The sequence below is a fragment of the uncultured Actinobacillus sp. genome (assembly GCF_945915845.1).
GTDB lineage: Bacteria > Pseudomonadota > Gammaproteobacteria > Enterobacterales > Pasteurellaceae > Exercitatus.
In genome coordinates, this window is the sequence record NZ_CAMEFX010000024.1 from 16,905 (window position 1) to 28,567 (window position 11,663).

The following is an 11,663-nucleotide window of genomic DNA, read 5'->3' on the forward strand; positions in this document are numbered from 1 at the left end:
CGTTCACGGAATAATAAATAAGGGGAAAAAATAGGATTTCAAGGGAGATAAGATAAAAAATTATGTTAAATAGAAAATCAAAACAGATAAAAAAACGACCGCACTTTAAAGTGCGGTTAGATTGCTGACAACGGTTATATTTGAGCAATAACCTAGCACGAGCCGTGCTAGGTTAATTAAGCCCAGCCCCGCTGGGGCTGAAAAAAGAGCCGCAGAGCGGCTCAGATTAAGTAACCCTATACGGCTCGTATAGGGTTTGTCATCAGTCTGACCGCACTTTAAAGTGCGGTCGGGAATGAATAGATTTTGTGGTTAATGATGTTCGCCTGTACTAATACGCGGTGCATTCTCATCGAATACCGGTTCCGGTTTGTGGTTTGAACCAAGATAAGTATAAATTACAGGCAAGACGAATAAGGTAAACAAGGTACCAATTGCAAGACCCGCAACGACCACAACGCCCATACTAAAGCGCATTACCGCACCTGCACCTGACGCATAAAGCAATGGAATCAAACCTGCAATCATCGCAGCGGTTGTCATTAAAATTGGGCGTAAACGTAATTGTGCCGCCGTCATAATGGCTTCCATTTTATTTTTACCATGATTCAGCTGTTCTTCTTTCGCCACTTCACACATCAAAATACCATGTTTGGTAATTAAGCCTACTAGCGTAATTAAGCCTACTTCAGAATAAATATTGAGTGTAACGCCAGTGACACCCAAGAAACTGAGTAAGTTTAACACCAATAATGCCCCTGAAATTGCGAGTGGTACAGAGACCATGATCACCAATGGATCGCGAACGGATTCAAACTGAATCGCTAATACCAAGAAGATGATTAGAACGGCAAGAACAAAGGTTGTCGCTAATGAATTGCCTTCTTGAACTAACTGACGCGCTTCCCCTTTCCAATCGTAAGAATAACCTTGCGGTAAATCTTTTGCTGCCTCTTGCAACCACGCAATGGCATCACCTATTGTTGTGGTTGGCGATGGGACTAATTGGATCTCCGCCGCGTTTAACTGGCTGAAACGCGGTAATGAAAATGGTTGAGGCTCCAATGAAACCTCAAGCAAACTGCTTAATGGCACGCTTTCACCGTTAGACGCATTGATATAGTAATTTCTCAAGCTTTCAGGGGATAAACGATTTTCACGTTTCACTTGTGCGATCACTTTATAAGCGCGTCCGTCCATATCTACACGTGTAATAGTCGCTTCCGATAAATAGCTTCCCAAGGTTTGGGCGATTTGCTGCATGGAAATACCATAAGTCCCGGCTTTTTCTTTATCCACTTTGATACGCATTTGTGCCACGTCGTATTTCAAGGTTAAATTTGAATACACAAATTTTCCGGACTGGCGAATTTTATTTAAAAATGATCCTGCTGTCTGTGCCAGTTCTTTGGTGCTGCCTGGCGAGGTTAACACAAACACGACCGGTGGACCTTCTTCCCCGGTATCAATTTCAGGGAATGAGAAGGCTGAAATTGATACTTCAGGAATGGAGGCGGCTTGTTTGGTTAAGTCTGCCATCACTTGTGCTTGACTACGAGAACGTTCAGACCAATCTTTTAATGTGGTAATCACTAACGCTTGGTTTGTATTTGGGGCACCCGCGATAACCTGTGAATATTGTTTCTCAGGGGTATTATTCAATATTTCTTCGTATGGTTTTGTGGCTTGTTGCACATAGTCCACATTCACATTAGAAGGTGCAGTAACCATACCTAAGAAAGCCCCTTTGTCCTCCGCAGGAGTTAACTCACTAGAAAGCGACATAAACAAAGTCGGTAAGGTTGCAAAAATAATCACCGCAAAGATTAAGACAGTTTTACGCGTTTGCATCACTAAGCTCAAAATGTAAGTATAAATATTCGTCATTTTGGTCAAAGTGCGGTTAACTTTTTCTTCAAAGTTCGAGCTTTCGTGTTTCAACATTTTGCTCGACATCATTGGAGAAAGGGTTAAGGCAATGATTCCGGAAATAAACACGGAACCGGCTAAAGTTAACGCAAATTCTTTAAATAGCGTACCGGTAATCCCCCCCATTAATGCCATAGGTGAATATACCGCGACTAGCGCAATGGTCATGGAAATAACAGGTACCGCAATTTCACGCGTCCCAATAATGGCTGCACGGAATGGGGTTTCCCCTTCTTTAATGTGACGGTCAACGTTTTCAAGTACCACAATCGCATCATCTACCACCAAACCGATGGCAAGAATCATTGCTAGCAACGTCATTAAATTCAGCGAGAAATCTAATGCTTGCAGCATAAAGATCACCCCGATCAATGAAATTGGAATGGTGATAATTGGGATTAAGATAGCCCGTAATGAACCGATAAACATCATAATTACCACCAATACGATAACAACCGCTTCCACAATGGTATGAATTACGTCATTGATTGAGCTGTTAATCGCAATAGTGCGGTCATAAAGAATGTCAGATTGAATACTGTTCGGTAAGTTCTTTTTAATTTGTTCATATAAGGGGCGGATTTTTGCCGCCACGTCTAATGGGTTTGCGCTTGAAGTGGGTTCAATCCCCAATACTACCGCATCTGCACCGTTTGCCGCCGCACGAGTTGAATCGCTTTCTTTATCTAATTCCACATCTGCCACATCGCGCAAACGCACTAATTTATCGCCATCGGAATAAACAATTAAATTGCCTAAATCTTCAATAGTATTGGTCGTAGTTTCCACTTTGTTACGATAAACCGTGAAATAACCATTATCATTACCGGCTGCGGCTTGTACGTTATTGTTTGCTAAGGCGGAAGCTACATGGCTTGCAGAAAGGTTTTGCGCTGCCATTTTTTGTGGATCCAGCCAAATACGCATGGCATAGTTTGCCGCACCATACACATTGACTTTAGCGACACCTTCTACAGTAAATAACTGAGGTTTAACAACACGTTCAATATAATCCGTTACTTGGCTTGGATGTAATTTATTAGAGGTAAAGCTAATATACATTAAGCCCGAACCACCTGTTGATGAAGTTAATGTTGGATCTTCAATACCGCTTGGTAATTCTGAGCGAACAGATTGCACTTTGGATAACACATCGGCCAATGCGGCTGCCGGATCCGTATTGAGCTTCATTTTTACCGTAATATTCGATGAGCTTGGTGCGCTGGTTGAGGATAAATAATCGATATTATCCGCTTGCGCAATGGCTTCTTCTAATTTTGATGTCACGAATGCCTGAATTAACCCGGCATCCGCACCGGGATAAGCCGTACTCACACTGATTACCGTGGTGGTCATTTTCGGGTATTCACGCACTGACAACTTCGAAATGGCCTGCAAACCGAGAATGACGATAAGCAAGCTAATAGAAATCGCCATAATAGGGCGTTTAATAAAAATATCTGTAAATTTCATTGAATGCTTCCGAAATTAAAGATTAGTTTTCGCAGCGGGTTGTACCGTACCAACCCCTTCTTTGTCTGATACAACAACTAAACTGCCATTGTTCAAACGTTGTTGACCGCCTGTCACGATAATATCGTTGACTTTGACATCATCCCCTTTTAACTGTGAATAAATGCCCTGACGGTCTTTGGTAAAGACAGTGATTTGTTGCGCACGATACATTTTGCTTAGATTTTCGTTATCTGCAAATTTAGTTTTATCTTCATCAGATAAGGGTTTTAACACATAAGCGGTTTCACCATACATATTGTAGGTAATTGCCACTTGAGGAATGACAATTTGATTGCTTTCCGTAGGCAACGCGACACGTAAACGAGTGAACATACCTGAAAGCAATTTTGCCCCATCTTCCGGTGCAAATGTTGCTTGAACATCGATCAAACCGGTGGATTTATTAATGGCGGGTTCAATGGCTGTGATGGTTGCCGCAAAGGTTTCACCTTGGCGCGCATCGGATGTTGCTGTCACTTTTTGACCTAAGTGCAAATCCTCAAGATTATTTTGTGACACGGAGAAATCGACTTTCATGGCACTTGTATCTTCCACACGTACAATTGCTGTACCCGCTGCCACATATTGTCCTTCATTGACTTGGACAATACCTGTTGTTCCATCAAAAGGTGCGACAATTTTGCGTCGTTCGATGGTGGCTTTAAGTGAGTTTACATTCGCGACAAGCTGATCTAAATTCGCTTTAGCGTTATCCAATTCTGTTTGTGAGACGCTTTGAGACTTAATTAAGTTGGCATAGCGTTGATAGGTTAAGCGTGCAGCCGGAACCTGTGCTTCTGCAGCACGTAAACTTGCCGCTTCCACATCGTTATCAAATTCAACCAACACATCACCTTTTTTCACAGTTTGACCTGATGTCACGAGAATTTTTTTAATGGTGCCTGATGTTTGCGCGCTGAGCATCGCGCCTTGATTTGGGCGCACTAAACCTGTGGTGTTGATCACCGGCGTCCATTCACTTGGTTTGACAACCACTGCTGTCACAGGGTTTGTCGCTTCCGGCATATTCGCAATGGCTTTGCCGATCATAATTTCTTTGAATTTATTCAAACCAATAACAAGGGCAAATACCAATATCGCCACAGCTAAGCCAACTTTCAAAAAGAAAGTGTGAGAACGCTTTGGTTTGTTCATTTGAAGTTGGGTCATAAAAACTCCGTTAAAAGAAAATAAAATTTATTTTTTAAGCGCACGCCATGTTTGTTCAATGACGCTCTCTAAGGTTTCTTCTGTTAGTTCAAGGTTAAAGTAAATGCGATCGCTCGCTAAATGAATAATACTTCCCAACCCTAAAGAAGATAATGCGGCTAATGGCAAATCACACATCGCACCAGCCGCCACGGCCTTTTGGCAAAATAAAGCCCAATGACTTAGACTTTTCATTTCAGAGCAAACGCTAACGAAAGACGGCAACGAAAAATATTGGTGAATATTCTTCACCATAATAGGATTATCAGAAAAATAATGCCAAATATTCCACCATATCGTTCGATATTGCTCAAAATAAGAACGTGTTTCGTCATAGTCTTTTTCTAACTCTTGAGAAAAGAGCTGCAATACACGGCGAGCAAGCTGTTCCAGCAATTCATCCTTACTTTTAAAGTAAAGATAAATGGTTCCGGCTGAAATCTTTGCTTCCTTCGCAATCTTATGCATAGAGAGGCTATGAACGCCACCCTCTGCAATTAATTGCTCGGTTGCCAAGAAAATCTGCTCCGCCATATCTAGTTCAGATCGGCACATAATTTGAGATTTCACAGTAGATTAAAGAAAATTCATTCAATGGTAAAATACCACTGAATGAACGTTCGTTCATTTTAATGATTTTTAGTCTTTACGCAAGAAAAAGTGCGGCTAAAAAATAGGAATTTTTTTCACCGCACTTATATGCGAAGCAGCAATAGTGTATCCACTTAATGCCTTAGATATGATTATTAGCGATCAAGGCTTACCTGAGAATGCTAGAGAAAGAATCCATGAGATGAATATTGAGTTGTGCCTAATCCCTTCACTGAATAATCTTTAGCAAAGCATCAATATGAGCTGAAAGTTCAGGATTATAGGTCAAGCAGTTGAGTGGTTGTTCAATACGTGCTTTTCCTGATTGGTATAAACTCAAGGAATTTTGGACCGCGCTTTTAAGGCCGGTTGGATCATGGCGATTGAAAGTGAAACCAAAATCGCCCTGGAAGACTTCTAAACATGCCATATTTTCTGCAAAGATAATTGGTGTGCCTGAAAGCACAGATTCTAATCCGACTAAGCCAAAAGGTTCGTAACTGGATGCCATGATGGTGAAATCGGCGGCTTGGTAAAGTTCGGGCATATTGTTACAAAAACCGAGTGACACCACGTTTTTGCTTGGTTCTACCGGTGTGCCGGCTACTACTAATTTCACGGGTAAATCTGTCGCGTTGAAAAAGGCTTTTAAAATGTCATAGCCTTTGCGTTTATGTCCGGTTGATGGGAAGAGATAAATTATTTCGTTATCGGAAAAGCCGAGTTTTTGGCGAAGAGCTTGACGGGCTTCTGATGAAATTGGCTGAAATTTTTGCGTGTTCACCGGGGGATAAAGTACCTGAATTTTATGTTCAGGCACTTTGTAAAAATGCATTAATTCTTCTTTCATTAAACCTGAATGCGCGATAATTTGTTGGCATTCATTTAATACTTTTTGTTCAAAAGGAATTTTAATAAAACGTTCGTAGAAATTAGGCCGGCGGTTGAGTGAAGCCAAATAGCCTTTGTGATTACCGCCACAAATAAAAATATCGCAATAAAGGTAAAATAACGAAAGGATTTTTTCATCGGGTTGGCGATTTTTGCGCACAAAGGATGATAAAAAAGGCGGGCGTAATTTACGTGGAACCCATGAAAGAGAGTGTTTAATCAATTCAATAAATTGATTTTCAGGTAAGGAAGTATCGACTTTACAGGTATAAACACGAGGTGTGATTTGTGCTTGGTGAAAGCCATTAATTAAATCCAAAATATAACGTTCAACGCCACCGCCTTGACGAAAAGCTAAGGTATTAATGCCTATTTTCATCTCTTTTTCCTTGTGCTAGATAAAATAAACCCCCGCAAGCGCAGGGGTTAAACCAAAACAAATTATTTTGTGCTTGGAATGCTGAAACGTTTGTTGAAACGTTCTACACGACCACCCGTGTCAACAACACGTTGTTTACCTGTGTAGAATGGGTGGCAGTTGCCACATACGTCTAAGTTTAAGTCTTTACCTAAAGTAGAACGAGTTTTGATTACGTTACCGCATGAACATGTTGCAGTAATTTCTGTATATTCTGGGTGAATACCTTGTTTCATTGGAAAACCTCAAATTGAAGCCGTATCGCTATAAAATCAGCCCAAAGCTATCTTACACCATACGAAGTTAATATTACACCGCGCATAACTATGCACGGCAAGTGAAATAGGTGGCAAATTATACCGAAATTTTTTCTTTGTTCAAGTATAATTAATGCGCGTTTAGAAAAGGATCTTGTATGAAATTTATCCGTGTAGCTCTCGCTGTACCACTTATGCGTTGTTTTGATTATCTGTTGCCGGATGGAATGGTGGCAGAAATTGGCGTGCGCGTGTTTGTTCCCTTTGGTACGCAAACGCGCGTTGGGGTTGTGGTGGATTTTCCTGAGCAAGGTGATTTGCCTACTGAAAAATTGAAGCCGATTATTGACGTATTGGATGAGCAAACTGTGTTTAGCGAACCATTATGGAAATTATTGCATTGGGCGGCAAATTATTATCAAACCCCCTTGGGGGAGGTGTTATTTTCTGCCTTACCGGTTAAATTGCGTAATGGAGAAAGTGCGGTGGAAAAATCAAAAATATTGTGGAAATTGACCGCACTTGGTGAAAAAGCGTTGGCAAATGGCGTGTTAAATAAAGCAAAAAAACAACTTGCCGCGGTCAGTGCTTTAGCGGTCAGCCCAATGGAAAAGGGTAATAATGAATTTAGCGGGGCAATTTGGTCTGCGTTAAAAGCAAAGCAATTAATCGAAGAGATTGAGCAACCCGTCCAATCCGTTTCTTGGCAAGCTCGTTTGCAAGGGCAAGAAATCGCTAAAGCGGAGAATCGTTTGACCTTGAATAAACAACAGGCGTTGGTTTTAAGTCAGTTGTTATTTCAACAAGGTTTTGGTTCATTTTTATTGGAGGGAGTCACGGGTTCAGGCAAAACAGAAATTTATTTGCAACTGATTGAAGAAATACTCAAAAAAGGTCAGCAAGTGTTGGTATTGGTGCCTGAAATTGGTCTAACGCCACAAACGGTACAACGTTTTCGCTCGCGTTTTAATGTGGAAATTGATGTGTTGCATTCTAATTTGAATGAGACACAACGTCTTGATGTGTGGCAACGTGCGCGTTCTGGGCAAAGTGCGGTGGTAATTGGTACAAGATCGGCGATTTTCACGCCATTTGAGGCTCTTGGGTTGATTGTGATTGATGAAGAACATGATGTTTCATTTAAACAACAAGATAGTTGGCGTTATCATGCCCGTGATTTAGCGGTGGTTTATGCTAAACAGTTGGATATTCCTATTTTAATGGGGTCTGCAACACCAAGTTTGGAAAGTCTTAATAATGTGAAGTTGGGTAAATATCACCATATTCAACTTTCACAACGCGCCGGTAATGCTTCAGCGGTTCAAAGCCAACTGATTGATTTAAAACATCAAAATATGGTGAACGGGTTATCGGGGACGTTGCTGAAAAAAATGGACGAGCATTTGCAAAAGGGGAATCAAGTGTTACTGTTTCTCAATCGCCGTGGTTTTGCCCCTGTGTTGCTCTGTCATGAGTGCGGTTGGATTTCAACTTGTTCGCATTGCGATAAGCCGCTCACCTATCACCAGCATCAACGTGTTATGCGTTGTCATCATTGTAGTATGCAAAAGCCTGTTCCTCGGCAATGCGGTGAATGTGGTTCAACCCATTTGGTGACGACAGGTTTAGGAACGGAACAACTGGAAGAAACCTTAAAAGCGCGTTTTCCCGATTACGGCATTACACGTATCGACCGTGATAGTACGGCGCGTAAAGGGAAGTTAGAACAACATTTGTCCGATATTCAACAGGGCAAAAGCCAAATTTTGATTGGGACGCAAATGTTGGCAAAAGGTCATCATTTTCCTGATGTGACATTGGTGGCATTAATTAATGTGGATAGCAGTTTGTTTAGCGTGGATTTTCGTGCAGAAGAGCGATTGGCGCAACTTTATGTGCAGGTGGCCGGGCGTGCCGGGCGAGCGGAAAAGCAAGGTGAAGTGGTGTTACAAACACATTATCCTGAACATCCTTTGTTGCAACAATTGTTGACCAATGGTTATTCCGCATTTGCAGAAAATGCCTTGCAAATGCGTCATGCCATGGGCTTACCCCCTTTTAGCGCGCAGGCATTATTTAAGGCGCAAAGTCGTCAGAGTGCCAATGCGGAAGCGTTATTGAATGAGATTGCTACCTATTTTTACCGGTGGAAACAGGCGAATAATCAACCGCACTTACAGATTCTTGGTGCGATACCTGCGCCTTTTGCTAAAAAAGCCGATCAATTTCGGTGGCAATTGTTATTGCAACACCCTTCTCGCGCTTGGTTACAAAAAGCCTTGAAGGATTTTAATGAGCAATGGGAAATGAAAGCTAGTCAAGTGCGGTTAAATTTAGATGTGGATCCCTTGGATTTGTCTTAACTTTGTAAAATTAGGTAAAAAGAAACAGACCCTACTAGTCAGTGTTAGGATTATTGAGTAGAATTACCGCTATTTTTTAGGATTTATAGCATAAAATAGGATTATTGTGGCGCAGCGAGATTATGCCGCACGTGGCGGTTCAAGAAAGAAAAAATCAAATGGTATGAGCAAGTCGTTATTATTCATGGTCGCGGCCGTTGTTGTTGCCGGCTTTGCTTTTGGGCTTTATATGTTAAAAGAAAAGTCGCCTGAGGTGGCTGAAATTCAAGGGGAAGTTCAAGAAAAAGCTAAACCGAAAAGTCAACTTCCGAGTCGTCCGGAGGAAACTTGGTCTTATATCAAGGAGTTAGAAAGTCGAACTGTACCAACAGATAACTCTGCATTGGCTAAATCGGCTCAACTTAATGAAAAACAAAAAGAAGAACTTCGCCGTTTGGAAGAAGCAGAAAAGAAAGCCGCATTAGAGAAAGCATTAAAGGCGGAAGAAGCGGCTAAAGCTGCGGCTGAGTCATCCATGGCAAAAAATGAATCTGCGCTTAAAAACGATAACAAAGTTTCTGAAACTTTACCCACTGCGTCGGAAGACGCTGCTTTAGTTGCGAAAGCAGCGGAAGAAAAGAAAGCGGCGGAACAACGTAAAAAGGCAGAATTAGCGAAACAAGAGGCAGCGAAAAAAGCTGAGGCTCTGAAAGCGGCTGAAAGTGCCAAAGTAGCTGAAGCCACAAAAGCAACAGAAACCTCAAAAACAGAGGTTAAATCATCATCTGTAGGTAAATTTGGACTACAATGCGGCGCCTTTAATGATCGTGCCAAAGCAGAAGCATTACAAGCTAAATTAGCTATGGCTGGGTTAAATGCGCGCATTACTGAAAGTGGGAAATGGAATCGTGTTTTAGTCGGTCCTATTGGCGACCGCCCTACAACAGCTAACGTCCAAAAACAAGCGGCTTCCATCACTAGTTGTGTGATTATTGGAATGTAATTATTTGGGGCTGCTTATGGGAACATATGCAGCCTTTGTTTTTGGTGTTTATCTTATTCTAAGCGACCCCTACTTATTTTTAACTCAGCCTCTCATCTTAGAAAACTCCCTTAATAATTGTAAACCAATCTTTACACCACCAAAAATATTTTACAAAATTCTCATATTTTTGTGGAAAAAACGCTTTTTTCTATTAAAATCGGGTTGTTCATTTTTATTGACAGGTGTTTATATGAAAAATAAAACATTAGGAAGCACCTTAATCGTTGCAGGAACAACGATTGGTGCGGGTATGCTTGCCATGCCGCTGACTTCAGCCGGGATTGGTTTTGGTTTTACCGTGGCGTTATTAGTCGCTTTATGGTTATTGTTGTGCTTTAGTGCGTTGTTGTTTGTGGAAGTTTATCAAACCGTAGAAAGTGATGCGGGGATTGGGACTTTAGCAGAAAAATATTACGGCACTTTCGGTCGTATTGTTTCGACCACCGTATTGATCGTTTTCTTATATGCGATTTTGTCCGCTTATGTTTCGGGCGGTAGCTCCATTTTAGCCGGTGTGTTGCCAACTATTGTGGATGCAGAAACCACGACCAAAATTGCCGGTGTGATTTTCACGGTGTTTTTTGGCTCGTTTATTGTGATTGGCACAACCAGCGTGGACGTGATCAACCGTATTTTGTTTACCACAAAACTTTTGGCATTTGTGTTGGTATTGTTTTTGCTGTTGCCAAAAGTCTCTATTGATAACTTATTGGAAATGCCGATTAACAATGCGTTATTGATTTCGGCAAGCCCAGTGTTTTTCACGGCATTTGGCTTCCACGGCTCAATTCCTAGTTTGAACAAATACTTGGAAGGAAATGTGAAAGCATTACGCATTTCTATTTTAGTGGGAACTTCTATTCCGCTTATCGCCTATATTTTGTGGCAATTAGCTACTCACGGCGTATTAAGCCAAACGGAATTTTTGAAAATCTTAGAACAAGATCCAACCTTAAATGGTTTAGCCGAAGCGGTGCGCCAAATTACGGGCAGCACGATGATTAGCGTTGTGGTTAAAGTGTTCTCGGCATTAGCTTTGGTCACCTCTTTCTTAGGTGTGGCATTGGGTTTATTTGAAGCGTTAGAAGATTTGCTCAAACGTGTGAAAATCAATGCAGGGCGTAAAACCTTAGGCTTATTAACTTTTATTCCACCAATGCTTTTTGCCTTCTTCTATCCAAAAGGCTTTATTACCGCATTAGGCTATGCAGGACAAATGTTTGCCTTCTATGCGATTGTGTTACCGATTGCGATGGTTTGGAAATTACGTAGCCAATCGCCTGATTTAGCTTATCGTGTGAAAGGCGGCAATGCTTCGCTGATTATTACTTTGGCGATTGGCGTGTTTATTGTGATTGTCCCGTTCTTGATTGAACAAGGCTGGTTACCGCAGGTTGTGGGTTAATGATTGCGGTTTCAAGCGGTGGAATTTGGATAATTTTTTGCAATTCTTGATTTGATGCCGT

Annotated in this window: 8 protein-coding genes; 3 read left to right on the forward strand and 5 right to left on the reverse strand. The window is 41.5% G+C overall.

The annotated features are described in order from the left end of the window. Nucleotides 1-312: 312 nt before the first annotated feature. The 5 genes from Q0O89_RS06820 to rpmE form a co-directional block, all read right to left on the reverse strand. Nucleotides 313-3,402 (reverse strand): efflux RND transporter permease subunit, encoded by a 3,090-nt coding sequence (locus tag Q0O89_RS06820; protein ID WP_293730956.1) that lies wholly within the window; start codon nucleotides 3,400-3,402, stop codon nucleotides 313-315. A 15-nt stretch (nucleotides 3,403-3,417) separates the two neighbouring features. Continuing rightward, on the reverse strand, nucleotides 3,418-4,614 hold the full coding sequence (locus Q0O89_RS06825; RefSeq protein ID WP_293730957.1) for an efflux RND transporter periplasmic adaptor subunit: 1,197 nt from the start codon (nucleotides 4,612-4,614) through the stop codon (nucleotides 3,418-3,420). Nucleotides 4,615-4,641: 27 nt separating this feature from the next. After that, complete coding sequence (locus Q0O89_RS06830; protein WP_293730958.1) at nucleotides 4,642-5,208, reverse strand: TetR/AcrR family transcriptional regulator; 567 nt, start codon at nucleotides 5,206-5,208, stop codon at nucleotides 4,642-4,644. A gap of 265 nt (nucleotides 5,209-5,473) precedes the next feature. Then, nucleotides 5,474-6,514 carry a glycosyltransferase gene (locus Q0O89_RS06835; RefSeq protein WP_293730959.1) on the reverse strand — a complete coding sequence of 347 codons (1,041 nt, stop codon included), beginning with the start codon at nucleotides 6,512-6,514 and terminating at the stop codon, nucleotides 5,474-5,476. Nucleotides 6,515-6,576: 62 nt separating this feature from the next. Continuing rightward, entirely contained in the window at nucleotides 6,577-6,789 is a 213-nt protein-coding gene (gene rpmE, locus Q0O89_RS06840) for a 50S ribosomal protein L31 (protein ID WP_273314314.1), read from the reverse strand. 179 nt (nucleotides 6,790-6,968) lie between these two features. On the opposite strand from rpmE, the gene priA reads away from it, so the two are divergent. From priA to Q0O89_RS06855, 3 genes are all read left to right on the forward strand, one after another. Next, nucleotides 6,969-9,173: a primosomal protein N' gene (gene priA / locus Q0O89_RS06845; protein ID WP_293730960.1), complete on the forward strand. Its 2,205-nt coding sequence runs from the start codon at nucleotides 6,969-6,971 to the stop codon at nucleotides 9,171-9,173. 106 nt (nucleotides 9,174-9,279) lie between these two features. Then, nucleotides 9,280-10,155: a cell division protein FtsN gene (gene ftsN / locus Q0O89_RS06850; RefSeq protein WP_293730962.1), complete on the forward strand. Its 876-nt coding sequence runs from the start codon at nucleotides 9,280-9,282 to the stop codon at nucleotides 10,153-10,155. A 232-nt stretch (nucleotides 10,156-10,387) separates the two neighbouring features. Continuing rightward, complete coding sequence (locus tag Q0O89_RS06855) at nucleotides 10,388-11,602, forward strand: aromatic amino acid transport family protein (protein WP_293730963.1); 1,215 nt, start codon at nucleotides 10,388-10,390, stop codon at nucleotides 11,600-11,602. The last annotated feature ends 61 nt before the right edge of the window (nucleotides 11,603-11,663 follow it).

Excerpts from the sequence above, each read along its gene's own strand:
- Q0O89_RS06820 (WP_293730956.1), bottom strand. The coding sequence starts at position 3,402 with ATGAAATTTACAGATATTTTTATTAAACGCCCTATTATGGCGATTTCT.
- Q0O89_RS06825 (WP_293730957.1), bottom strand. The coding sequence starts at position 4,614 with ATGACCCAACTTCAAATGAACAAACCAAAGCGTTCTCACACTTTCTTT.
- Q0O89_RS06830 (WP_293730958.1), bottom strand. The coding sequence starts at position 5,208 with ATGTGCCGATCTGAACTAGATATGGCGGAGCAGATTTTCTTGGCAACC.
- Q0O89_RS06835 (WP_293730959.1), bottom strand. The coding sequence starts at position 6,514 with ATGAAAATAGGCATTAATACCTTAGCTTTTCGTCAAGGCGGTGGCGTT.
- rpmE (WP_273314314.1), bottom strand. The coding sequence starts at position 6,789 with ATGAAACAAGGTATTCACCCAGAATATACAGAAATTACTGCAACATGT.
- priA (WP_293730960.1), top strand. The coding sequence starts at position 6,969 with ATGAAATTTATCCGTGTAGCTCTCGCTGTACCACTTATGCGTTGTTTT.
- Q0O89_RS06855 (WP_293730963.1), top strand. The coding sequence starts at position 10,388 with ATGAAAAATAAAACATTAGGAAGCACCTTAATCGTTGCAGGAACAACG.